This window comes from Natronococcus sp. CG52 (assembly GCF_023913515.1).
Lineage (GTDB): Archaea > Halobacteriota > Halobacteria > Halobacteriales > Natrialbaceae > Natronococcus > Natronococcus zhouii.
In genome coordinates this window covers 2,426,709-2,449,239 of the sequence record NZ_CP099391.1, presented here as the reverse complement: position 1 = coordinate 2,449,239, position 22,531 = coordinate 2,426,709, and the positions used below count along the sequence as shown (strand labels likewise).

22 protein-coding genes are annotated in these 22,531 nt (G+C 64.2%); 16 read left to right on the top strand and 6 right to left on the bottom strand.

Going from position 1 to position 22,531, the window contains the following annotated elements; translation table 11 throughout:
- Positions 1-17 precede the first annotated feature (17 nt).
- The 5 genes from NED97_RS12355 to NED97_RS12335 all read left to right on the top strand — a co-directional run bounded on the left by NED97_RS12355 (position 18) and on the right by NED97_RS12335 (position 6,211).
- A complete protein-coding gene (locus tag NED97_RS12355; RefSeq protein ID WP_252487337.1) occupies positions 18-2,201 on the top strand; it encodes a putative sodium/potassium/calcium exchanger in 2,184 nt (727 codons plus the stop codon).
- A gap of 50 nt (positions 2,202-2,251) precedes the next feature.
- Positions 2,252-3,367: a DUF1616 domain-containing protein gene (locus NED97_RS12350; protein WP_252487336.1), complete on the top strand. Its 1,116-nt coding sequence runs from the start codon at positions 2,252-2,254 to the stop codon at positions 3,365-3,367.
- 624 nt (positions 3,368-3,991) lie between these two features.
- Positions 3,992-4,795 carry a PGF-CTERM sorting domain-containing protein gene (locus tag NED97_RS12345; protein WP_252490621.1) on the top strand — a complete coding sequence of 268 codons (804 nt, stop codon included), beginning with the start codon at positions 3,992-3,994 and terminating at the stop codon, positions 4,793-4,795.
- Positions 4,796-5,067: 272 nt separating this feature from the next.
- Positions 5,068-5,703 carry a hypothetical protein gene (locus tag NED97_RS12340; protein ID WP_252487335.1) on the top strand — a complete coding sequence of 212 codons (636 nt, stop codon included), beginning with the start codon at positions 5,068-5,070 and terminating at the stop codon, positions 5,701-5,703.
- Positions 5,642-6,211 carry a metal-dependent hydrolase gene (locus tag NED97_RS12335; RefSeq protein ID WP_382206777.1) on the top strand — a complete coding sequence of 190 codons (570 nt, stop codon included), beginning with the start codon at positions 5,642-5,644 and terminating at the stop codon, positions 6,209-6,211. The genes NED97_RS12340 and NED97_RS12335 overlap by 62 nt, the downstream gene beginning before the upstream one ends.
- A gap of 134 nt (positions 6,212-6,345) precedes the next feature.
- Here the strand turns inward: NED97_RS12335 and NED97_RS12330 are convergent, their stop codons facing one another.
- Positions 6,346-7,416, bottom strand: coding sequence for a hypothetical protein (locus tag NED97_RS12330; RefSeq protein WP_252487333.1), 1,071 nt, complete (start codon positions 7,414-7,416; stop codon positions 6,346-6,348).
- A 434-nt stretch (positions 7,417-7,850) separates the two neighbouring features.
- On the opposite strand from NED97_RS12330, the gene NED97_RS12325 reads away from it, so the two are divergent.
- The 3 genes from NED97_RS12325 to NED97_RS12315 all read left to right on the top strand — a co-directional run bounded on the left by NED97_RS12325 (position 7,851) and on the right by NED97_RS12315 (position 12,497).
- On the top strand, positions 7,851-10,187 hold the full coding sequence (locus NED97_RS12325) for a DUF7827 domain-containing protein (RefSeq protein WP_252487332.1): 2,337 nt from the start codon (positions 7,851-7,853) through the stop codon (positions 10,185-10,187).
- A 461-nt stretch (positions 10,188-10,648) separates the two neighbouring features.
- Positions 10,649-12,217 carry an HTTM domain-containing protein gene (locus tag NED97_RS12320; RefSeq protein ID WP_252487331.1) on the top strand — a complete coding sequence of 523 codons (1,569 nt, stop codon included), beginning with the start codon at positions 10,649-10,651 and terminating at the stop codon, positions 12,215-12,217.
- A 100-nt stretch (positions 12,218-12,317) separates the two neighbouring features.
- The gene (locus NED97_RS12315) at positions 12,318-12,497 is read left to right on the top strand and encodes a hypothetical protein (protein WP_252487330.1); all 180 of its coding nucleotides are present in this window, start codon (positions 12,318-12,320) and stop codon (positions 12,495-12,497) included.
- A 31-nt stretch (positions 12,498-12,528) separates the two neighbouring features.
- On the opposite strand, the gene NED97_RS12310 is transcribed toward NED97_RS12315, so the two are convergent.
- The gene (locus NED97_RS12310) at positions 12,529-13,899 is read right to left on the bottom strand and encodes an FAD-dependent oxidoreductase (protein WP_252487329.1); all 1,371 of its coding nucleotides are present in this window, start codon (positions 13,897-13,899) and stop codon (positions 12,529-12,531) included.
- Positions 13,900-13,922: 23 nt separating this feature from the next.
- Positions 13,923-15,263 carry a TIGR00341 family protein gene (locus NED97_RS12305; RefSeq protein WP_252487328.1) on the bottom strand — a complete coding sequence of 447 codons (1,341 nt, stop codon included), beginning with the start codon at positions 15,261-15,263 and terminating at the stop codon, positions 13,923-13,925.
- A gap of 103 nt (positions 15,264-15,366) precedes the next feature.
- Here NED97_RS12305 and NED97_RS12300 point away from each other — a divergent pair, with 103 nt between their 5' ends.
- The 4 genes from NED97_RS12300 (at position 15,367) to NED97_RS12285 (ending at position 17,615) form a co-directional block, all read left to right on the top strand.
- On the top strand, positions 15,367-15,654 hold the full coding sequence (locus tag NED97_RS12300; RefSeq protein WP_252487327.1) for a DUF357 domain-containing protein: 288 nt from the start codon (positions 15,367-15,369) through the stop codon (positions 15,652-15,654).
- 190 nt (positions 15,655-15,844) lie between these two features.
- The gene (locus NED97_RS12295) at positions 15,845-16,819 is read left to right on the top strand and encodes a transcription initiation factor IIB (protein ID WP_252487326.1); all 975 of its coding nucleotides are present in this window, start codon (positions 15,845-15,847) and stop codon (positions 16,817-16,819) included.
- A 98-nt stretch (positions 16,820-16,917) separates the two neighbouring features.
- Entirely contained in the window at positions 16,918-17,097 is a 180-nt protein-coding gene (locus tag NED97_RS12290; protein WP_252487325.1) for a DUF7836 family putative zinc-binding protein, read from the top strand.
- Between the two features lie 281 nt (positions 17,098-17,378).
- Positions 17,379-17,615 (top strand): UPF0058 family protein, encoded by a 237-nt coding sequence (locus tag NED97_RS12285; RefSeq protein WP_252487324.1) that lies wholly within the window; start codon positions 17,379-17,381, stop codon positions 17,613-17,615.
- Positions 17,616-17,735: 120 nt separating this feature from the next.
- On the opposite strand, the gene NED97_RS12280 is transcribed toward NED97_RS12285, so the two are convergent.
- On the bottom strand, positions 17,736-18,203 hold the full coding sequence (locus tag NED97_RS12280) for a DUF555 domain-containing protein (protein WP_252487323.1): 468 nt from the start codon (positions 18,201-18,203) through the stop codon (positions 17,736-17,738).
- Between the two features lie 122 nt (positions 18,204-18,325).
- On the opposite strand from NED97_RS12280, the gene NED97_RS12275 reads away from it, so the two are divergent.
- Complete coding sequence (locus NED97_RS12275; protein ID WP_252487322.1) at positions 18,326-19,228, top strand: DNA-3-methyladenine glycosylase family protein; 903 nt, start codon at positions 18,326-18,328, stop codon at positions 19,226-19,228.
- Between the two features lie 30 nt (positions 19,229-19,258).
- Here the strand turns inward: NED97_RS12275 and NED97_RS12270 are convergent, their stop codons facing one another.
- Positions 19,259-19,507, bottom strand: coding sequence for a hypothetical protein (locus NED97_RS12270; protein WP_252487321.1), 249 nt, complete (start codon positions 19,505-19,507; stop codon positions 19,259-19,261).
- Between the two features lie 200 nt (positions 19,508-19,707).
- Here NED97_RS12270 and NED97_RS12265 point away from each other — a divergent pair, with 200 nt between their 5' ends.
- Positions 19,708-19,986 (top strand): acylphosphatase, encoded by a 279-nt coding sequence (locus NED97_RS12265; protein WP_252487320.1) that lies wholly within the window; start codon positions 19,708-19,710, stop codon positions 19,984-19,986.
- Between the two features lie 6 nt (positions 19,987-19,992).
- On the opposite strand, the gene NED97_RS12260 is transcribed toward NED97_RS12265, so the two are convergent.
- Positions 19,993-20,508, bottom strand: a complete 516-nt coding sequence (locus tag NED97_RS12260; protein WP_252487319.1) for a hypothetical protein — start codon at positions 20,506-20,508, stop codon at positions 19,993-19,995.
- 75 nt (positions 20,509-20,583) lie between these two features.
- Here NED97_RS12260 and NED97_RS12255 point away from each other — a divergent pair, with 75 nt between their 5' ends.
- On the top strand, positions 20,584-22,011 hold the full coding sequence (locus NED97_RS12255; RefSeq protein ID WP_252487318.1) for an NAD(P)H-hydrate dehydratase: 1,428 nt from the start codon (positions 20,584-20,586) through the stop codon (positions 22,009-22,011).
- The gene (gene moaC / locus NED97_RS12250; RefSeq protein ID WP_252487317.1) at positions 22,004-22,528 is read left to right on the top strand and encodes a cyclic pyranopterin monophosphate synthase MoaC; all 525 of its coding nucleotides are present in this window, start codon (positions 22,004-22,006) and stop codon (positions 22,526-22,528) included. Before NED97_RS12255 ends, moaC begins: the two co-directional genes overlap by 8 nt.
- The last annotated feature ends 3 nt before the right edge of the window (positions 22,529-22,531 follow it).

The window sequence follows — 22,531 nt, the reverse complement described above, 5'->3', positions numbered from 1 at the left end:
GCGACAAATCACGGGTCGTGAACGACGCGGTCGTCAGCATGTTTGTGGCCACGTTGCTGGTCTGCAGCCTTTCCGGAACGGCGCTCGCGGGAGCGGGGGCGCCGGCCGCTCCCGAGTCTCCCCAGTCGAATCAGGTCCTCGGAGCGCTCGCGACGACCGACGACGCGGATGCGGAGAACGACACGGTCCGCCACCAGAACCCCGACGAGTACGACGCCGAGGGTGACGATGCACAACTCGAGTCGTGGCTGTCGAACCAGCTCTCTTCGCAGCTCCAGGACAGCACGATCGCGCTGAGCGAGGGCGAGTACGACCTGGCGCGCGAGTACGTCGACGAGGAGTACCAGGACCGGCTCGGTCAGTACGTCGAAGTGACCGGCGAGACGGAGTCGACGAGCGCTGGTGACGAGGACGGCGAGCCGACCGAGCCGGACGAGGCCTACGAGCAAGCCGCCGCGGAACAGGAGCGACTGGCCGACAACGTCGAGGAGTACCGCGAGACCAAAGCCGAGTACGAGGCCGCGCTCGAGGCCGGGGACGACGAACGGGCTCACGAACTCGCCCGAGAACTCGAGGAACTGTACGCGGAGATCGACGAGGCTGGCGGCAACGCCGTCACCAGCTACGAGGTCCTCACGAACGAAACCGACGCGGACCTCTCGGAGGCGGCCGGTGCCGTCAACGAGACGCGAGACGAGATCGCGGACGAACAGACCGTCGTTCGCGAACAGCAGTTCGTCGAAACCGAACTCCATCTCGAGACCGACGACGAGACGGCATCGTTCAGCGATCCGCTCGTCGTGCACGGCGAGATCCGGACGGCCGACGGATCGTCGGTCGAGGACGAGGAGATTCAGTTGCTGGTCGAGGGCGAGCCGGTTACCGTCGACAGCGAGAGCGGCGAGTGGTGGTCCGAGGACGCCGACGGCGGGTTCGAACTCGAGTACCGGCCGACGACGCTCGACCTCGAGTCGGAGGCGATTACCGTCGAGTACGTCCCCGACGATGCGTCGACGTATCTCGGCAGCGAGGCGGAACTCGACGTCGACCTCGAGCAGGAGGAGCCGACGATCACCGACCTGGAGGCGACCGACGAGGTCGCCTACGGCGAGACGCTGCAGGTCAGCGGCGAACTGGCCGTCGACGGGGTTCCGGTCGACGACGTGCCACTCGCCGTGACGGTCGACGGTGAGAGTTTTGGAACCCTCAACGTCTCCGACGGAACGTTTTCGGGGTCGGGTCCCGTTCCCGCGAACGTCTCCGACGGCGACCAGACGGTGCGCGTGTCACTTCCGTTCGAGGACCAGGCGCTCGCCGCCACGACGGCCGAGGTGCCAGTAACGGTCGCCGAAACGGAGACCGAACTGGCGGTCGAGGCGACGGCGATCGGCGAGGACGAACTCGCCGTCGAGGGCTCACTCGAAACCGCCGGCGGTGAAGGCCTCGAGGGACAGCCGGTACAGTTGCAGATCGACGACACGACCGAGACGGTCACAACCGATGCGGACGGCGAGTTCGCCGACACCGTTACCCTTCCGTCGACAGCAGGGGGTGAAGACGTGACCGTCACTGCGACGTACGAGGGGACGGGAACGAGTCTGGCGGCAGCCACGACCGAGGCGGCGGTGCCAGTACCTGGTGGCGAGGGCGGGCTCCTCGACGGTGTGCCGTCCTCGCTGCTGGCCGTCCTCGGCGCACTGCTCGCGATTGTGACTCTCACCGCGATCGGCTGGTGGCATCGCCGACAGTCGGAAGCCGGCCAGCTACCGCGTGAACCCTCGGATGACGCGGGCTCGTCCACTAGCGACCGCGCAGCGGAGTCGTCGGCGCCGTCTCGAGCCGTCGCCGACTCGCTGGTCTCGCGGGCGGCCGAACAGCTCGCAGACGGTCGCGCGGATTCCGCGGTGCGGTCCTGCTACGCGGCCGTTCGGCACGTCCACGGAGCGACGCTCGGTGGCACCGGCGCGCTCACCCACTGGGAGTTCTACCGGCAGCAGGCGGATGCAGGCGCCGCTTCGGGCGCAGAGGCTGACTCGCTCCGCGAGATCGTCGAGGCCTACGAGCGGGCCGCGTTCACGCCCGACTCGATCTCGGAGTCGGCGGCGCGGCACGTCCTCGAGCGGACACGACAACTGTGCGAGACCGACGGGAAAGCGACGCGATCGCCAGTCTCGGAGTCAACGCATCCGAGCGACGACTAAGCGACATCGATCGACCGACTTTTATTACCGTCCCGCTGATGCAGTAGTGAATGGACGACCGACGGTCCCTCCGGTTATTGCTCCCCCGCCCATTGCGGAGGCTACCCGCCGATCTCGTGGCGATGATCGCGGTGACCGCTCTCGTCAACGTCGCCGTCTTCGCGCCCCTGATTCGCGAAACGCCGCTTCGCGTGCCGCTCGGGCTCGCGTTCGCGCTGTTCGTCCCCGGCTACGTCTTCGTCGCCGCACTCTTTCCCGAGGCCGGGGAGTCCCCGACGGCCGACCAGCTCGCCGACGATCCGGACGACGACGGGCTGTTCGCGGACGCGCCGTTCCGCTCGGGGATCGACGGCATCGAACGCGTCGCGCTCGCCTTCGGCCTGAGCATCGCCATCGTCCCCCTGATCGGCCTCGTGCTGAACTTCACGCCGTGGGGGATCCGGCTGACGCCGATCATGGTTTCGCTGACCGGATTCACGGTCGCCGCGACGGCCGTCGCGGCCCACCGCCGGTGGGAGCTTCCCGCCGAGGAGCGATTTCAGGTGCCCTACCGCGAGTGGTACGCGGCCGGGCGGACGGAGCTGCTCGAGCCCGAAACCCGGCTCGACGGCGCCCTGAACGTCCTGCTGGTGTGCTCGATCGTCCTCGCGGTCGGCGTCGTCGGCTTTGCCGTCGTCTCCCCGCCGCAGGGCGAACAGTTCTCCGCGATCTACATCCTCACCGAGGACGACGACGGCGAACTCGTCGCCGACGGCTACCCGACCGAGTTCACGCAGGGCGACAGCGAGGAGATCGTTCTCGGGATCGACAACAACGAGCACCAGACGACCGACTACACCGTCGTCGTCCTCGAGCAGGAGACCGAGACGGTGGTCAACGAGAGCGCCACCGGGCCACCCGCCGACGGGAACGAGACCGCCGGGAACGACACGCCGGTCAACGAAACGGTCGTGACCGACCAGCGAGAGCTCGACCGGTTCGAGACGACGCTCGCACACAACGAATCGTGGCACCACACCCACGAACTCGAGCCGACGATGGTCGGCGACGACATTCGCATCGTGTGGCTGTTGTATCCCGACGAAGAGGTCCCTGACGAGCCGTCGATTGACGATACTGAGTACCACGTTCATCTCTGGGTGGACGTCGATGAGGATGACGCTTGACTCCGGCCCGTCCGGAACGTGACATTCTCCAGCGTGGACGCTGAGGCTTCCCGTCCCACCTCCTCACCAGCGAGTACGGCCTTAACTTTCTCGTCGATCCCCAACGAGACAACCTCGCCGAAGGTCCACGAATCCATCTTGAGGTCGTCGAATGTCCAGGTCTCGAACTTCGCGTCGATCTTCGAGGGGCATTTGCAAGGAAAGAATCTATGATAAATACCTGTGTCCTTCAGGGCGGAGCGTCAGTCAACGAAACCAGACATAACGGGTACCACCCCCGCTCACCGCCACGAATTCACCGGGAAAGAGCCAGCATCGAACCGATAGCAAGCGATCCGAAAATGAGAATGAATCACGTGTACACCCGGATGGTCTGCGGACGAGAGCAACCGCGACCGGCGTCCGCTATTCCCCCGTTGCTGGCCGGCAGTACGCGCTCGATACCGCTCTCGAGGCTGAAGACGTGTCGCCGCAGGTTGACGCTGATGAGTCGGCAGTAACTCGTCGGTGGATCGCTTCCCCAACCGAAATACCTACCTAAAACACATGGAAACCCAAACATCGTACCGCGAAAAGAGTCGTACAGTGGTCGTCGCCGCACTTTTGATCGTGTCGATGGTCGCTATGTCGGTAGTGGCTGCAGGCGCGGTAACCGCACAGAATGATGCGTCTGCGAACGACGGACTCGAACTGTCGGTCGACGGGACGGACTCGGTTGACACCAACGGATCGGCTGTGTTCGACGCTACCGTGACCAACTCCGGTGACGAGGAGGTCACGACTGACGTCGTCTTCGAAATCCGCGGTGAAGTGGTCAGTGAGGAGGTCACTGTCGGCTCGGACGACACGGAGTCCATCACCTTCACTGCCGAAGGATACGCCTTCGACGAGGGCGAATACGACTGGACGATCACCGCCGGTGACGAGGAAGCCTCCGGTGTCCTCACCGTTACCGACGATGCCGACGAGGAGGACGCGGACGAAGAGACTGACGAGGAAGAATCCGATGAGACGGGCGATGACGTCGCTGATGACGAAGACACAGACGAATCGGATGCTGACGAGGAAGACACTGACGATGACGCCGGTGACGATGACTCCGCTGACGAGGAAGACGCCGACGAGGAGTACGCCGGTGAAGAGCATGGTGACGAGGAAAACGATGATGAAGAGCACGCGGACGAAGAGGCCGACGATAATGCCACCGACGAAGAGGATGCTGACGATGACGTCGCCGACGACGAGGGTGACGAAGAAGAGTCCGATGATAACGTCACCGACGAGGAGGATGCGGACGAAGATGATGCTGCCGAGGAAGACGCCGCCGGTGAGGACGACGAGGGAGATAGTATGCCCGGCTTCGGTGTCAGCGTCGCAGTCGTCGCGCTGCTCGCCGCCGCCATGCTGACACTCCGTCGACAGGGCTGAACTCCTTCCCTTATTCGCTCACGGCTGACGCCGTTTGCTGTCTCACCACGAACGATCACGTCGGCACGGTTCGCGAGTTGCCGAGAACGCGACTGCCTCGTCTCGCTGACGATGGCGAGGGGGAACTGCGGATCCACGAACAACGCGGGCCGGGTTCCTTGAGGCCGTACTCGAACCAGACGCCACGCGATCGACACCGATTTTCCACGCCGAACGCGTTGCATCCCTCCGAAACAGAAAACCTTTGACGAGCTTGGCCTTCCCTCGAGAGGATGACACGGGAACCGTTCGGTCAGCTCGGTCGCGCCGTCGCGGCCGGCCTCCTCCTCGCGGCCCTCGTCGGACTCCTGGTCTGGACGGGCGCGTCACCCGTCACCCCCCTGGAGAGCGAGGTGCCGAACGAGGTCGAGGTCACGCCCGATCGCGAGGCCTACGTCGGCGAGCAGGTGGTCCTCGGCGGCTTCGTCGTCGACACCGACCCCGTCGTGCTCGCGACGTGGGCGAGCGGCGACGGCCGGTTCACCCTGGTCGACGCCGACGAGCACGTCCAGAACACCGACGAGCCGCTCGAGACCGGCGACCACATGTCGGCCTACGGGACGCTCGAGGACGAGTCGACGCTCGTCGTCGAACGGGCGACGGTCCAGCAGCCCTCCGAGACGCGGTACATGGTCCTCGTCTCGCTGCTCGGCGGCCTCTGGGTCGCCGGCCGACTCGTCCGCGACTGGCGGTTCGACCTCCAGCGACTCGCGTTCGTTCCGCGCGACCGGGCGCGCTCGCGTGACGATACCGACGGGACCGACCGTGAACGATCGTTCGATTCGGCCTCCGACGCGCGAGCGCGCGATGAACCCGTTTCCGCGACCCAGGGAAGCGCCCGCTCGAGCGGGGGTGAGCGTCGTGGCTGACGTCCTCACCCACGTTATCGTGGGCTACGTGATCGGGATGGTGCTCTCGTTCAGGTACGAGCGGATGCGACCGGCCCACGTCACGCTGGTCATGCTCGGCGCGCTCTCGCCGGACTTCGCGAAGGCCGACCTGTTCGTCTCGGACTGGGTCGTCCGGTCGCTGCTCGGCGTTCCGTTCTCCTGGTCGCCGCTGCACACGCTCGGCGGGACGATCGTCGCCGTGCTCCTCGTCTCGCTTCTGGTTGCTCCGGAGTACCGCTGGCACGCGCTCGCGCTGGTCGCGATCGGCGCCGCCTCGCACCACGTCCTGGATCTCACGCTCATGAGCCCGACCGGGCGGGCCTACGCGGTCTTCTGGCCGTTCACCGACTATCGGCCGCCCGCGGGCGGGCTCTACCTGAGCAGCGACCGGTGGCCGGCGCTCCTCGCAGGAGCTCTCGCGGTGCTCGTCTGGGGAATCGATCGGTACCGTCGCGACGAGGTCGAGGGTTCGTCGGCGCTCGAGTAATTTCGAACTCCTCCGCACCTCTCCAGTACCTCCTCGCTAGCGAGCCGTCGACTGCGGCTAGTCACGACGAGGACCGAAACTGCTGACTCGAGCACGAACTCGAGATGAATCGAGGTGGAGGCGAAAACGGTCCGTCAGGCCTGCTCGTCGGTCACGTCCTCTTCCCAGGTCGCGGACGCGGTGATCCGGTCGTCGTCGACGTCGATCGTCGCCTCGGCGGCCGAGGAGCCGAGTGCGCCCTCGAGTTCGGACTCGTCGGCCGTCAGATCGTCGCCGAGCGCGGCGAACGCGCCGGTGGCGCCGTCGTCCTCGAGGTCGAGCGAGCTACAGATGCCGGTCGCCCGCTCGAACTGGTCGAACTCCGCGTCGTCCGCGGCCTCCTCGTCGTCGGCCGGATCGTTCGCGTTATCGGCGTCATCTCCGTCGCTTACGTAGCCGCCGAAGACGAGCTGGCCGTGGCCCGCTTCCTCGAGCAGCCACTCGACGTCGGGCTCCGCGTCGGCTGCGGTGTCGCCCTCGCGGGCCTCGATCGGTCCGCGAATCAGCTCCTCGGTGTCGACGTCCTCGTCGTCGCCCGCGAAGACGATCGCGTCCTCGCTGACGGCGATCACGGCGGGGCCCATCGCGTCCTCGTCGCTCGGCTCGTAGCGCTCGAAGTCGCCGATCTCGCCGGTCCGCTCGTACTCGCTCGCGAAGAAGTCGTCGTCCGGCACGGTGGTCAGTTCGGCGTCGATCTCTTCGGTGTCGATTTCGCCGGCGAGGACGATCGCGTCGTTCACCCAGAGGATCTCCGCGACGTTCGTCTCGAAGTCGCCGGCGGTGGATCCGTCTTCGTCGTCCGCGTCATCGCCCTCCGACTGTACGAGGCCCATCAGGCCGGTTCCCCAGAGGCCGAAGCCGGCGCCCATGATGCCGACGAACGCGCCGAGCATCGGGTAGGCGATCATCGCGTCCTCGTCGTCGCCCCAGTCGTCCGGGTCCTCGTCCTCCTCCGGGTCCGGTTCGTCCAGCGACTCGAGCGCCCCCCGGTCGACGTACGCGAAGACGACGTCTCCGTCCGCGTCCAGGTGAAGCCAGTTCGCGTAGGCGGGCACCTCGCCGCCGTCCTCGAGGCCGACCGTCTCGAGACAGCCCGCGGTCGTGCCGACCGCGGCCGCTGCCGTCGCGCCGGTGAGCTTGAGCAGGTTCCGTCGGTGCAGTGTCATCTTCGACCTGTTCGAAGAACTGAATAAAGTCTCTTCTGGTTCGATCGCTCGTGCGTCAGGTCAGGACGTGATACTGTCTTGTGCTTCGAAGGGTGAAGGATTGAATCAACTATGTCCGACCTCTTTCATTGATTGTAGAATCGAGTTCCTTCTCAAAAATACGTATTTGGAGACGGTATACTCAGTAAATTCGTACCTTCCGAAGTTCAGTGACTGACCTGTAGATCAGCGCGTAGAATCGCTCAAACGCGGTGATAGTGGTACTGACTACCTATAGAGAATGAGAGGTATAAGACAGAAAGCTTATTACACACTTGCAAAAAGAAGCGGTTACCCCTACCCGGGGCGAGTCGGCTGCGACACGGCATATGGCTGATTCGCTTTCCACCCGAATCGCACGCAAACCAACCAAACCAACGACAAGACAACAATAAATGACAAGCGAAACTTCATTCCGCGAAAAGGGACGCGCAGTGTTCCTGGCCGCGCTTATGGTCCTCTCGGTTTTCGCGATGGCAGCTGCCCTTCCGGGCACTGCTGTTGCCGATCACGAGGACGAAACTGAAAACCTCGATAGCGGACAGACGTACTGGGCAGGACAAGAACTAGACTTCACTACCACTAACCAGAGCCTGAACGCGACTTGGAACGTCTACGGTGTTGAGGGTGACGAGGACACGAGCTTCGAAACCCAGATCAACATCCGTGACGGCGAGGCGACCCTCGACACGTCCAGTCTGGACGCTGACGAGTACGACCGCTTCGCGATTCAGAACAACAACAACAAGTGGGTCACCTTCGATGCGACCGGTGCCGAAACCGGAACGGACACCGCCACTAACGCATCCTTCACGCTCCTCCAACAGGACCTGAGCGTTGAATTCCAGGCTGACACCGCCACCGACATGAGTTCGGAGGTCGACATCAACGTTGATGACGACCGTGGTACCCAGGACCTCCTCGTTGAAGCCGACAACCTCAACGGTGACGACCTTGTCGATCTCTTCGATGAAGAGGATGTCACGAAGCACGATGATGACACGGTCCTCATCTCGAACGTTGCAAACGACCAGACCCTGAACGGCAACTTCACTGACGTCGACACTGGTGAATACACGTTCACCTTCACGAGCGCAGACACCGGTGTCTCTGCATCTGATGACATCGAAATTGTCGACGCTGGTGACGTTGACGCGCAGTTCGATGACAACTCTGTCTCCGAGACCCTCGGTGACGTTGCTGCGATCACGATCAACCTTGAGAACACGGACGAGGCTGACCTCACTATCGGCGGTGAGGACGAAGGTTGGATGATCAACGCAACTGTCTACGATGAAGAAGACGACGGTGAGGTTACCGTCTACTTCAACACCGCTGCAGCCGGTGACGAAACTGACGTTGGCGACGATACGGATGTCCTCTCCGCCAACGGTAACAACGTCGTTGACGTTGACACCCACGAAAGCCTGACTGATGTCCTCGCAACGGGCTCCTACGACACGAGCCTCGAAGTGCAGGGCGATCAGAAGGACCGTGGTACGCTGAACCTGCAGGAAGGTTCGGTTGACAGCGCAACGGTCGAGAAGGCCAACGGTGGCGCTGACTACGAAGACGCTGAGGAACTTCGCGAGTACCTCAACGACGACAGTGAGGTTGCTGAAGGCGACCTCGCAGTGATCGAAGTTGCAGCAAGCGGTATCTACGGCTACGATCTGTCCAACCAGGGTATCGACGTCACCCTCGAGCAGACTGAACCTGGTATGAACCAGGACCCAGTCGAGCTCACTCCTGACGACACGATCTACGACCAGGACAGCGACCAGGTCTACTATGTCATCGACACGAGCAACCTGCTCGATGATGACCGCATTGATGACGGTGAAGAGTTCACTTTCACGTTCGAAGTCGACTCTGACAAGAACGACTTCCTGAGTGAAGACGCGGACCTCGAAACCGCATTCACCGTGAACGAGCGTACTGTGGAGTTCACGGAAGATGAATACGAACTCGAGAACGACGAGGGCCAGGAAATCTCCGGTACCTCGAACTTCGCATCCGGTGCTGAAGTCGATGTGACTGCCCAGACGGGTGGCGATCACGCCTTCTTCAGCCAGAAGACTGCTGAAGTCGACGAGAACGGTGACTGGACCGCTACGTTCGACTTCTCCCACCTCGAAGATGGCGTCGAATTCGATCTGACGGCCTCGGACGTTGGCGGCGACGCTGACGATGCTGAAGCCACTGGTGCCGTCAGTGAAGCTGACGACGGCGAAGCAGCCCTCGACGTCGTCGGTGACGCACCGTCTGAAGTCGACGTTGACGAGGACGCTACGCTCGACGTGACCGTCACGAACGACGGTGACGAAGCGGGTAACGCGACGCTCGAAGTCACTGTCGGTGACGAAGAATACAGCGAAGATCTCGAACTCGAGGGCGGTGAGTCCGAGACCTTCAGCTACGACTTCGACACTAGCGAAGAAGGTGACATCGAGTGGACGGCTACCGTTGACGACGCCTCGGACTCCGGCACGCTGACCGTCGAGGCTGAGGATGACGGCGTTGAAGACGACGGCGAAGAAGATGACGGCGTCGAGGACGACGGCGTCGAGGACGACGGCGTTGAAGACGACGACGCTGAAGACGACGAAGCTGAAGACGACGGTACCGAGGACGACGGCGAGGACGACGACTCCACGCCCGGCTTCGGTGTCGCTGTCGCACTCGTCGCGCTGCTCGCCGCCGCCATGCTGGCGCTCCGCCGCCAGAACTAAACGGTAACTAACTACCGGACTTCGTCCGGCTCTTGCGACATTTCGCCTTTCTTTCGGACGCTACGCCGCCAGCGACAGCAGTCGCTGTTCTCGAAGCGCTTACACAGCCTCGAGACCGTAGCTGACGGCGCGTTCGTGAAACGCATTGTACAACGATGGACCTCACCGAGCGACGGCGTTCCCGCCACGACGAGCCGCCGAACACGAGTCCACGTCGAGCTGGTGGCGATCGCCCGTCGGAGACGTTCCCTCCCGAAGCGGTTCGAGCGTCGAACGAGTACGACACGTTCCTCACTAGTTCACACCCGAGGTCTACCCAACGTATCAGTACAGAAAACTTATACTGGTGAAATTCACACAGACTATCACGTCGCCCTCCAGCAACGTAACGCGGAGTCAACCGGGCCGCGGATGCGCGCGATCCGGCACCGGTCGCTCTAGCCGAGGCGGACGCGAGAACCATGGATACGCAACAACGAGACGGTCGGATACAGCCGCTCGCCGACAGCTGCCGCCGGCTCTGGGACGCCCTCGAGCCGGCGCGCAAGCGCGTTCGGTCGCGGTTCACGATCGATACGCGAGCCCTCGCCGCCCTCCGCATCGCGCTCGGCTCGATCATCCTGTTCGACCTGCTCCAGCGGGCAGCGTACATCGATGTGTTCTACACCGACAACGGCGTCCACTCGGTGGCCGCGTACGAGACGACGTACAGTCAGTACACCGGCCTCTCGCTCCACGCAGCGTCTGGCGAACTGTGGTTTCAGCAGTTCATGTTCGCGCTCGCCGGACTGTTCGCCCTCGCGCTGATCCTGGGCTATCGGACCCGGCTGGTGGGATTCGTCTCGCTCGTACTGGTGTTCTCGCTACACGCGCGAAACCCGGCGCTTCTCAACGGTGGCGACCGGTTGCTGCGAGTCCTGCTGTTGGTCGCGCTTTTGACTCCGTTAGGAGAGCGGTGGTCGATCGATGCCCTTCGTCGCGGCTCGGCTCGAACCAGCGTGGTCAGCTTCGGAACCGTCGCGCTTCTCGCCCAGCCCCTCGCCGTGTTCGCGTCGAACGCCTATCTCAAACACGGGGGTGAATCCTGGTACGCCGGAGAGGCGGTCCGGATTGCGCTCGCCAACGACGTGATGACGGTCTACCTCGGGAACCACCTCAGCGCCTATCCGTCGCTCCTGGAAGCGTTCAACTGGGCGTGGATACTCCTGCTGACCGGATCGATCGCGTTTCTTCTGCTGACCGACGGACGGACACGCGCGTTCTTCGCGCTCGTCTACATCGGTTCGTTCGCGGGGATGCTGGTGTCGTTATCCGTCGGCCTGTTTCCGTTCGTGCTGACCGCGTCGGTGATCCCGTATCTCACGGCGCCGTTCTGGGACGCGCTCGCGCGGCCGATCCCGTCTCGGTGGCTCGATCGTCGTCCGACGGCGGCACAGCTCGGTCCGCTCGGCCGGCCCCCCGTCGAACGTCGCGCGCTCGATCGCCTCCAGAGGAACGGCTACGAGTCGCTCGCTTCGTTTACCGTCGAGTTCGGTCGATCGCTCGTGACGGTCGCTGGCGTCCTCGCTATCGTCTGGATCGTTTTGTTCAGCGCAAGCTACGCGGCCGGCGTGGACGTTCCCGACGAGATCGATCACACCCACGTCGACCAGCAAAAGTGGGGACTGTACGCACCGGATCCGTCCGAATCGTACGGCTGGTACGTCGTCGAAGCCGAGTTAGAAACCGGAGAGTCGGTCGACGCGTTTCGGGGCGGAAACGTGACCATGGACCGGCCCCCGGACGCGTCCCAGGAGTACGACACCTTCCGCCACCGCAAGTACATGAGCCTGGTCCGTGATTCCGGACGGGAGGACACCCTCGACATCGTCGCCGAGGAGTACGCCGACTGGGCGTGCGTGCAAGCCAACGCGGAGCACGACGGGCAGGTCGAGCAGGTGACGGTGTACCGGCTCATCCAGTCTAGCCCGATCGATGGCGAGTACGAGGACGATCCGAATCACTACACGGTCATCGAGCGAGACTGTTGACTCGGTTCGCGAACTCGAGTCGCGAGCCGAACAGTTGAAGCCGTCGCGCTGATCACGTGACGACGATGAAGAACGCGCCGATCAACGGAGCGAAACCGCGATGACGGACCGGGAACGAACCGCGAAAGCGCTCGCGATCGGCTTCGCCTGCGGGATCGTGATCGCCGTCGGCTTCGTCGCGATTTTCGACGACCTCTTTCTCGGCGCGTCGTCGGGACTCACGTTCGGCGTCGTGATCGCGGCGCTGGTCGCCAATCGCTGGGAAGAACGAGCGCAGTGAACCGCCTCGGCCTGCTCCGCCTGTAGAACGGTTAGTCGTCCGCCGCGGCCGCCTCGGTTTCGGCGCTCGAGTCGGCTCGCTCCAGATCCTCGAGGTACTCGTCGACGTCGAGGGCGGCCTTCGACCCCATCCCGGCGGCCGTGACGGCTTGCTGGTAGTGGTAGTCGACGACGTCGCCGGCGCCGAAGATGCCGGGGACGTCGGTCTCGGTCTGGCCGCCGCCGTCGCCGCCCTGGGTGCGGAGGTAGCCCTCGGCGTCCATCGTGACGCCGGTGCCCTCGAGGTAGTCGGTGTTCGGCGTGTGGCCGATGGCGAAGAAGACGGCGCCGACGTCGAACTCGAACTCGTTGGTCTCGGGGTCGTCGAGCCGGTCGGTGGGGTGGCCCTGATCGTTCTCGACCAGCGTGACGTGGTCGACGCCCTCCGCCTGGGAGCCGTGGATCTCGGTCAGTTCGGTGTTCTTCATGATCTCGATCTCGCCCGCTTCGACCTTCTCGTGGACGCGGTCGATCCAGTACTGTTCGGCGCGGAACTCCTCGCGCCGGTGGGCGATGTAGACGGTGTCGGCGAACTTCGTGAGGAAGGTCGCCTCCTCCATGGCGGCGTCGCCGCCGCCGACGACGAGCATGTCCTCGTCGCGGAAGAACGCGCCGTCACAGGTCGCACACGTCGAGAGCCCGTAGCCCATCAGCTCGTCCTCGCCGGGGATGCCGAGCGTGCGGGCGCTCGCGCCCGAGGCGGCGATGATGGCGTCGGCGGTGTAGACGTCGCCGTTCGTCAGTTCGACGCGGAACAGGTGGGAGTCGGCGTCACCCGAACCCGTCGGGTTCCGGGTTGCGGTCGAGCCTGGGTCGACGCGCTCGACGGAGTCGACGATACCGTTCTCGAGTTCGGCCCCGAACTGCTTGGCCTGCTCTTTCATGTTGTTTACGAGTTCGGGACCGCTGATCCCCTCGGGGAAGCCGGGGTAGTTCGCGACGTCGGTCGTCAGCGTCAACTGGCCGCCGGGTTCGTCGCCCTCGATGACCAGCGGCTCGTTGTCACCGCGGCCGGCGTAGATCGCCGCGGTAAGCCCGGCGATACCGGTGCCGGCGATGATCAGCTTCCGGTGTTCGACCTCCTCGCCGCCGTCGGTGGCGATGCCCAGCCTCTCGTCGAGTTCGCCCGTTTCCTCGAGCGCGCTGGTGTCGTCCCAGCCGCCGATCAGTTCGTCGTCGATGAACACCTCGGGAGCGGTCTTGCGGCCGTCGGCCCGCTCGATCATCTCCTCGAACAGGTCGTCGTCGCCGGTTACGTTGTACGTCTCGTATGCAACCCCTTTGTTGTCGAAGAGGTCCTTCGCTTTCTCACAATAGGGGCACTCCTCCTTGGTATAGATCTCGACGCGGGGCTGTTCGCTCATACCCCTTTGTTAGGAAACTGCGCCTAAACCCCTTGCGTTCTCGACACCGGTCGGGCGTACAGCGCCGTCTGTTCGTCCGCAGCCGCCCCCTCAACGAACTCGAGGGAGACGGTAACGTCGTGGCCGGTCCGGTCCTCGATGGACCGCTCCAGGATCGAGGCGAGCTCCGGATACGGCGCGTCTGCCGGGCGGCGAACGACTATCGTTACCTTCGTTTCGTCGGCGACCAGTCCGCCGTCGTAGAACTCCGTCTGGAGTTCGACCAGCTCGATCTCCTCGTGGGTGTCGTCGTCGAGCACCGACCTGACCTCGTCGTTGACCTCGTTCTCGAAGGCGACGTGCTGTCCGAGGACGAGTCCGGCGCCGGCCAGGACGACCACACTGACGAGGATCATGACGGCGACCGCGCCGAGTCGGTCCTTGGTAAGATTCGCCCGGAGGTTTCCGGGGTTCCACTCCTTGGGTCGGTAGCCGAGATACCAGAAGACGGCGAGGCCGGCGAGCAGGATCGACGTGGCGTTGACCGCGACTAGGACGAACGCGCCGAGTGTGACGCCGACGTCTCCCCAGGCGATGCCGATACCGACCGCCGCAGCCGCCGGAATGAGCGCGGCGGCGATCATCACGCCGACCAGCGAGACCGGGATCGCCGTCGCGAGACCGAACGCGCCCGCAGCGCCGGCACAGACGCCGACAAGGAGTGCGAGCAGCCCCGGTGAAATCCGGTTTTGCACCTGTTCGATCGCCGTAATGTCGATGATGCCCGGAACGAACCCGCCCGACCGAACCAACCAGGCGAACGCGAACGCGCCGAGCATGGCGACGACGAGTCCGGCGACCATCGAGAAGACGCCGTCGAAGAACATCCGGCGATCGTCGAGAACGAGGCCGACGGTCCCGGTCAGCGCCGCGCTGATCTGTGGCGCGATAACCATCGATCCGACGACGATCGCGGGCGAATCGAGCAACAGCCCCGCCGTCGCCACGATCGCGCTCAGCAGGGTCATCACGTAGTAGGTGACCCGTCCTGGAGTCATATTCAACGCCTTGCTCCGGATCTCTGCACGAGAGATGCTATCGTCTTCCTCGCGGCCGTTGACGAACCGCTCTTCGAGTTCCGCGATCCGCGGCGTACGTGCGGTTTCGATCGACGAGACGACGATGAACTCGTCTTCGATACCGGTCTCTCGAAGCGACGTCAGCACGTGTTCGACGGCCTGGGTCGGAACCGGGATCGTGATGAGTTCGGCGTCGGCCTCGTTGCTGCACTCGTTGGTCCGGACGTAGTCGAGTTGCTCGTCGTCGAGCACTCGCAGTGCTTCGTCCCGTTTCTCGCCGGGAACGAGCACCTGGAGCAATCGCATCTTACGAGTGTCTCCCACCCATCCTGAAATGTGTGCTGTTGTTCTCCCGATACTGTTCGCCGTTCGACGACGCACTTACGGTTGCGACCGACAAGAGTCGGGTATGGCTGCGGATCTCGAGGAGAAGACGGATCGGTACGGCGAGTTGCTCGCGGAGGCGCTCGAGGCGGCGTCGGTCGCTCCACCGGCAGGAACGCCGATGGCCGACGCGGCGGACGACTGCTACGAGATGGCGGCGTCGTATCTCGAGGACGGACGGCACTTTCGCGAACGGGACGACCTCGTCAACGCGCTCGCGTCGTTTTCGTACGGTCACGCGTGGCTCGACGCGGGTGCTCGCGTCGGTCTCTTCGACGTTCCGACCGAGGGCCACCTGTTTACGGTCGCGTAGATCGATCGACACTTCTCACGATCACGATTAATCACTATGTAACCGGAACATATATAACAGGAATGCCGGTTAGTTTATAAAGTAGGCGAAATCTTTATATGGATTACGGTCTAACTATATGTTAGCCGAGGCGACCGGGTTTCTTCTGGTTACCCCACCCGGGAGCCCCGAGTAACCATCCCAATACACCATGACAGACTCGAACATCCGAACGTACACCAGAGAGAACGAGGAAGAGGAAGAGACAACCTCGCAGACGGAAGAGCGAGAGCAGTGTCCGGAGTGCGGTGGTCGGGTCATCTCCGACGCCGAGCACGCCGAGACGGTCTGTGAGGACTGCGGTCTCGTCGTCGAAGAGGACGAGATCGATCGCGGTCCCGAGTGGCGAGCGTTCGACGCCGCCGAGAAGGACGAGAAGTCCCGCGTCGGCGCCCCGACGACCAACATGATGCACGACCAGGGGCTCTCGACGAACATCGGCTGGCAGGACAAGGACGCCTACGGCAAGTCCCTCTCGAGTCGCCAGCGCCAGAAGATGCAGCGGCTTCGCACCTGGAACGAGCGGTTCCGCACCCGCGACTCCAAAGAGCGCAACCTGAAGCAGGCTCTCGGCGAGATCGACCGGATGGCCAGCGCGCTGGGCCTCCCCGAGAACGTCCGCGAAACCGCGTCGGTCATCTACCGCCGCGCCCTCGAGGAGGACCTGCTCCCGGGTCGCTCGATCGAAGGCGTCGCGACCTCGTCGCTGTACGCGGCCGCCCGTCAGGCCGGCACGCCGCGCAGCCTCGACGAAATCTCGGCCGTCAGCCGCGTCGACAAGATGGAGCTGACCCGAACCTACCGGTACATCATCCGGGAACTCGGTCTCGAGGTCCAGCCCGCGGATCCCGAGAACTACGTCCCGCGGTTCGTCAGCGACCTCGACCTCTCCGACGAGACCGAGCGTATGGCTCGCGATCTGCTCGACTCGGCCCGCGAGGAGGGTGTCCACAGCGGCAAGTCCCCGGTCGGCCTCGCCGCTGCCGCCGTCTACGCGGCCGCACTGCTGACCAACGAGAAGGTCACTCAGAACGACGTCAGCGAGGTCGCCAGCATCTCCGAGGTCACCATCCGAAACCGCTACAAGGAACTGCTCGAGGCTTCCGACTCGGCAGCGCCGGCGTAACGAAGCGGTTGGGTACTCGGGGATTCGAGCCGCCTTTTTACGCTACCTGGAATACGACTGCGACAAAGTTTTTCAACTCCTGTGTGAAACAGTGTAGCATGGACGAAACGACCGTTCAACTGTTGTGTCCTGAGTGTGCGAAAGATTGGCAGGTTTCTCCTGGTGAACTTCCCGCCGCCGCCGAAATGTTTCACTGCCCGAACTGTCACGCCTCTCGTCGGACCGCGGAGTTCACGCGGACCGACCGCGATCTCCAGACGCTGAAACAACTCGGATAAACGGTTCGCTACCGCCTTTTTCGGTCGCCGGTTTCGTTCCGGATAGTTCACGTAATAACGACGTTTTAACTACCCTGAATTTGTATGTCACAAGCTGGATAGAAACCCCGGATTAGAACCGAAACGAATCGTTATCACCGGCACAGTCGAGTGATTTCAGCCGTGTAAGCAGCCCCTTCGATTCAATCGGAATGGTGACAGGCACTTGATTCGACAGGGGTTCCGTGCTAGCGCGACTCAAGATAATAATATAACCCTGCAGTGGATAGGAATGGATGGTTATGAAGAAGCAGGAGCTCATTCACCTTCACGGCCTTCTCGCCGAGGTATCGAATCAGTGTGCGGAGTGGAACGGTTGTCAGATTGATCTTGAAGAGTACGAGTCGCGTGGTATTCGACCGACATCGATCCACAAATCGAAGACTGATCACAAGGCTGCCGTGTTCGCGCTCGCCGGCGGAATCACGACGAACATGCGCGAGGACGAGCAGGAAGCCGTCGCCGCTACCGCAGACTAATCGTCACGAAGTCTCCTTCGATCGTTACCTGGGCACTGGCGAGACTAGATCTCGGTATTCTCCAGTTCACGACGGACGCCGAGCTCCTGAACTGAATCGAACTGGACGAAACGTATCGAACTACTCGACCAGATCCTCGAACTCCGGCAGGATTTCGTCGTCCTCGTCGCCCGATTCCGCCTCGGAGTCGGCCGTCTCCTCGTCCGCCGTCGACTCCGAACTCTCGCTCTCGGCTTCGTCCTCGTCGTCCTCGTCTTCGATCGTTTCGACTTCGATAACCTCGAGCGGAATGTTCTCGAGGCGCTGACCGATCTCCTTGCGTGCGATACGCGAGGCGTGTTCCTCGCGCTCGACGTTGAAGACGGTCATCTCCAGCTCGAGTGCGACGAGCGCCTCGTCAGCTGCGATGAACGCCGGCGGGAGCTCCTCGCCCGACGGCGAGGTACGCTTGCCCATGTTGATCTCGACGTAGTTCAGATCAGGGTTCAACATCTCGCCCGTCTTCGAGATGGCGATACGGATCGACTCGTCTTCCGTTTCCACGTCGAATACCGGCACGGCAGCTTCGACGACAACCCTGCAGTGCATACGAAATCATACCGTCGCCTACAGTATGAAGGTTCGCCCCGAAGCGTGAGAGGCCGCCGTGGGCGGGCCAGTTCGTGGTCGGTTCGAAAGGCCCAAGCCGTCGCTCGCGAAGGCTCGCACAGATGGAGACCGGCGCAATCGCACTCGATGACCTGTCCGGCGGATTCGATCTGTACCGCACGCTCGAGAGCGGTCAGAGCTACCTCTGGCGGCGGACGGACGGCGAGATGTACGGCGGTACGCCGGCATCCGACGAGTGGTACTACACCGTTGTCGACGGCTCGGAAACCGCTTCGTCCCGCGCCGTCGTCCGCGTTCGCAGCCGGGACGGACGACTCGAGTGGGAATCGACGATCGACGCCGAACCGCTCGTTCGCCGGCTGTTGCGCCTCGACGACGATCTCGAGGCTATCGTCGCGGCCGCCCCCGACGATCCGCTGCTCCGGGAGGCCTACGAGGCCCACCGCGGGATGCGCCTGGTCGACGATCCGCCGTTCGGGACGCTGATCTCGTTCATCTGTTCGGCTCAGATGCGCGTCGACCGCATTCACGGAATGGTCTCGACGCTGGCTCGCGAGTACGGTGACGCCGTTTCGTTCGACGGCGAGACCTACCACGCGTTCCCGACGCCGGCCCAGCTCGCGACGGCGACCGAAGGCGAACTTCGCGACCTCGGGCTCGGCTATCGAGCACCGTACGTCGTTCGAACTGCGAAGATGGTCGCCGAGGGCGAGGCCCACCCTGCCGAGGCTCGCGACCTGGAGTACGAGGATGCCCGCGACTACCTGACGCGGTTCGTCGGCGTCGGCGACAAGGTAGCCGACTGCACCCTGCTGTTCTCGCTGGGCTTCGACGAGGCCGTCCCGCTCGACACGTGGCTCAGATCGGCGATCGAGGACCACTATCCCGACTGCGACTGCGGCTCGTACGCGGCGACTTCGCGAGCGCTTCGGGAACGGTTCGGCGGCGAGTACGCCGGTTACGCGCAGACGTACGTTTTCCACCACCTGCGAACCGAGGACTAATTTCTGCCGCGCGGTTCGCTCGAAACCGGTTCACTCGCCGTAATCTGCACGTCCGGTAATACCCCAATACGCCTGTGAAACGATCGTAATCGTAAAGACGACCGCGAGTCCGCCGGCGACGTAGATCGCGGCCGTCGATCCCAGCAGGTGGAACGTAAGCGCGCTCGCCGCGAGGACGAACACGATCGAACCGACGAGCAACTCGAGCAGTTCGCGGAGCGTCGCGCGGCCGTTCGAGACGTCGAGGAACTCCTCCTCGAAGCGGTCGATGGGTCCCATCAGCGACACCTCTCCGCGTCGATCCCGTCGGCGTTCGTCCGCTCGAGGGCAGTGCGGCCTCCGCCGCGACAGCGTTCCGTCACAACACCGTCGACGTTCGGGCTCGAGGCTTCTCCCGTTATCGGTTTTCCGCCGATCAGTGGACGACCGTCCGGGACGAGACGGCTGGATTTTTGCCGGTCGCCGGTGACGGCTCGCACATGGCCGATCGAACCCGCGCACGCGTCTTCGTCTCGGGCACTGTACAGGGCGTCTACTACCGTGCAACCACTCGCGACGCGGCTCGCGAGGAGGGCGTCGACGGCTGGGTCAAAAATCTCGAGGACGGCCGCGTCGAAGCGGTGTTCGAGGGGCCGGAAGACGCCGTCGAGTCGATGCTCGAGTTCTGCCACGAGGGTAGTTCCGCGGCCGAGGTCGAGGACGTCGCGGTCGAGTACGAGGAGCCAGCGGGCGAGGACGGCTTCGAGGTCCGGTACTGAGTTCGCTTACCGTTCGGCGTGAGCGTCGTCGCTTGCGGACAGGTACTCGGCGAGCCACGCCGGCTCGTCGGTGTGAGCCCACGTGGCCCAGTCGGCTTTCTCGCCCGCGTAGTAGGCCCGGTAGGCGGCGACCGGATCGCCGGGCCGTCTGTACTCCTCGGGCATCGCCTGCGGTCGCGGCGTCGGCTCGTCGGCGGGGAACTCGATCGCGTCCGGCTCGATCCGCTCGATCACCTGCCAGCTCGCGTGGTCGGTCTCCTTCTCGTAGCGCTCGACGAACTCGGAATTGAGCGCTTCGGCGTGGTCTCGCAGGCGGAGCCAGTTCGCCCGCGACTCCGCGGCCCACTGCGTGACCGGGTGGCCGACGTGGGTCGAGGCGTAGAGGAACTCGGCGTCGTATCCGTTCTCGCGGGCCGCGGTGCACAGCACCTGCGCGGCCTCGAGCAGCAGTTTGTTCACGTGCTCGTCGCAGTGATAGCGGGCTGCCAGCCGCGGATCCTGGTCGAGCCAGAAGACGTTCACGGCAGTCGTAGGCGCCCGACTCCGTTGAGCGTTTCGTCCGCAATCTTCAACGGCGGCCCCGTCGAACCCACGACCATGATCACAAGCGAGCGAATGGCTGCCGTCGACGAGAACGCCGACGCACTCGGCGTACCGCGAAAGCAGTTGATGGAGTCGAGCGGACACGCGGTCGCACGCGTGGTCCGCGAGGTGGCTGAACCGGGCTCGAGCGTCGCCATCGTCGCGGGTCGCGGGAACAACGGCGGGGACGCGTTCGTTACCGCCCGGTTTTTAGACGAGTACGACGTCACGACGCTCCTGCTCGGGCGCGCGGAAACGATCGGGACCGACATCGCTCGCGAGAACTGGGAGGCGCTGCGGGCGGCCGACTACGATACTCGCGAGGTGACGGACTCCCGAAACCTCGAGCTTCCCGACTGCGACGTGGTCGTCGACGCGATGCTCGGAACCGGAATCAGCGGCGAGTTGCGAGAGCCCGCGGCGACCGCTGCACAGGCCATCAACGCGAGCGACGCGACGGTGATCGCGGTCGACGTCCCCTCCGGGTTCGACACCGACGACGGTGAGCGCGCAGACGACGCCGTCGAGGCCGACCGCGTCGTCACGTTCCACGACCAGAAACCCGGCCTTCCCGACCTCGAGGCCGAGGTGACCGTCGCCGACATCGGTATCCCGGCCGCGGCCGAGCGGTTCGCCGGTCCGGGCGACGTCACGCTCGCCAAACCCGAGAGCAGAGCGGGCCGCGCGTTCGTCATCGGCGGCGGCCCCTACACGGGCGCACCCGCACTCGCCGCACAGGCCGCGCTGCGAGCCGGGATGGAGCTTTCGTTCGTCTCCGCACCCGACTCTGTCGCCGGCGAGATCCAGGGCTACGCCGAGGACCTCATCGTCCAGCCCTACGAGAGCGACGCGCTCACTCCCGACCAGGTCGACGACCTCGTCGAGACGGCGGAGCGCCACGACGACGTGGTCGTTCTCGGCCCGGGACTCGGGACCGCAGAGGAGACGCTCGAGGCGGCCCGGCAGTTCCTCGAGTCCTACACCGGCCCTGCGGTCGTCGACGCCGACGCGCTCTCGATCGTCCCCGACATCGAAACCGAGGCGACGATCGTCTGTACGCCTAACCGCGGGGAACTCGCGGAGATGGGCGGCCCCGACACGGACTCGCTGCAGGAGGACGCCGACGCGGTCGAATCGTTCGCCGCCGACCTCGGTCACGTCGTGCTCGCGAAGGGCGTCGACGACGTCGCGACCGACGGCGAGCGCACTCGGATCAGCCGCTCGGGAACGCCGGGGATGGCCGTCGGCGGCACCGGCGACCTTCTGGCCGGCATCACCGCCGCGCTGCTCGAGCACGCCGACCCGCTCGACGCCGCCGCTGCAGCCGCCTACGTCAACGGCGTCGCGGGCGAACGCACCTCGGAGACGATGGGCGAGGGCTACTTCGCGTCGGATCTGCTCGAGGAGATTCCCCCGGTGCTCTGGGGTGGTGCCGATGAGTGACGAGCGCAAAACGGGAGCGACCCCGTCCGCGGACGATCCCGCAGCCGACGACCTCACGCACACGACCGACGAGGGCGACGTCCAGATGGTCGACGTCGGCGACAAACCGGACAGCGAGCGCCGGGCGATCGCTGCGGGTGAGATCCGCCTGCAGCCGTCGACGATCGAGGCGATCGGCGAGAACGAGGTCGGCAAGGGCGACGTGCTCGCGACGGCCCGCGTCGGCGCGATTCAGGCCGTGAAACACACCTGGGAGACGATCCCGATGTGTCACCAGATCCCGATCACGAACGTCGACACCGAGTTCGACCTGCGCGAGGACCGGATCGAACTCGAGGTCGCCGTCGAGACGACCGGCAAGACCGGCTGCGAGATGGAGGCCCTCGAGGGCGTCACGACCGGACTGAACGTCGTCTGGGACATGGTCAAGGCCGTCGAGAAGGACGCCGAGGGCCAGTATCCGGACACCGGCATCGAGAACGTCCGCGTGCTCGAGAAGGAGAAGCGAACGCGCTGAAAA

Coding starts and splice junctions, on each gene's coding strand:
- NED97_RS12350 (WP_252487336.1), top strand. CDS start 2,252: ATGGACGACCGACGGTCCCTCCGGTTATTGCTCCCCCGCCCATTGCGG.
- NED97_RS12345 (WP_252490621.1), top strand. CDS start 3,992: ATGTCGGTAGTGGCTGCAGGCGCGGTAACCGCACAGAATGATGCGTCT.
- NED97_RS12340 (WP_252487335.1), top strand. CDS start 5,068: ATGACACGGGAACCGTTCGGTCAGCTCGGTCGCGCCGTCGCGGCCGGC.
- NED97_RS12335 (WP_382206777.1), top strand. CDS start 5,642: ATGAACCCGTTTCCGCGACCCAGGGAAGCGCCCGCTCGAGCGGGGGTG.
- NED97_RS12330 (WP_252487333.1), bottom strand. CDS start 7,416: ATGACACTGCACCGACGGAACCTGCTCAAGCTCACCGGCGCGACGGCA.
- NED97_RS12325 (WP_252487332.1), top strand. CDS start 7,851: ATGACAAGCGAAACTTCATTCCGCGAAAAGGGACGCGCAGTGTTCCTG.
- NED97_RS12320 (WP_252487331.1), top strand. CDS start 10,649: ATGGATACGCAACAACGAGACGGTCGGATACAGCCGCTCGCCGACAGC.
- NED97_RS12315 (WP_252487330.1), top strand. CDS start 12,318: ATGACGGACCGGGAACGAACCGCGAAAGCGCTCGCGATCGGCTTCGCC.
- NED97_RS12310 (WP_252487329.1), bottom strand. CDS start 13,899: ATGAGCGAACAGCCCCGCGTCGAGATCTATACCAAGGAGGAGTGCCCC.
- NED97_RS12305 (WP_252487328.1), bottom strand. CDS start 15,263: ATGCGATTGCTCCAGGTGCTCGTTCCCGGCGAGAAACGGGACGAAGCA.
- NED97_RS12300 (WP_252487327.1), top strand. CDS start 15,367: ATGGCTGCGGATCTCGAGGAGAAGACGGATCGGTACGGCGAGTTGCTC.
- NED97_RS12295 (WP_252487326.1), top strand. CDS start 15,845: ATGACAGACTCGAACATCCGAACGTACACCAGAGAGAACGAGGAAGAG.
- NED97_RS12290 (WP_252487325.1), top strand. CDS start 16,918: ATGGACGAAACGACCGTTCAACTGTTGTGTCCTGAGTGTGCGAAAGAT.
- NED97_RS12285 (WP_252487324.1), top strand. CDS start 17,379: ATGAAGAAGCAGGAGCTCATTCACCTTCACGGCCTTCTCGCCGAGGTA.
- NED97_RS12280 (WP_252487323.1), bottom strand. CDS start 18,203: ATGCACTGCAGGGTTGTCGTCGAAGCTGCCGTGCCGGTATTCGACGTG.
- NED97_RS12275 (WP_252487322.1), top strand. CDS start 18,326: ATGGAGACCGGCGCAATCGCACTCGATGACCTGTCCGGCGGATTCGAT.
- NED97_RS12270 (WP_252487321.1), bottom strand. CDS start 19,507: ATGGGACCCATCGACCGCTTCGAGGAGGAGTTCCTCGACGTCTCGAAC.
- NED97_RS12265 (WP_252487320.1), top strand. CDS start 19,708: ATGGCCGATCGAACCCGCGCACGCGTCTTCGTCTCGGGCACTGTACAG.
- NED97_RS12255 (WP_252487318.1), top strand. CDS start 20,584: ATGATCACAAGCGAGCGAATGGCTGCCGTCGACGAGAACGCCGACGCA.
- moaC (WP_252487317.1), top strand. CDS start 22,004: ATGAGTGACGAGCGCAAAACGGGAGCGACCCCGTCCGCGGACGATCCC.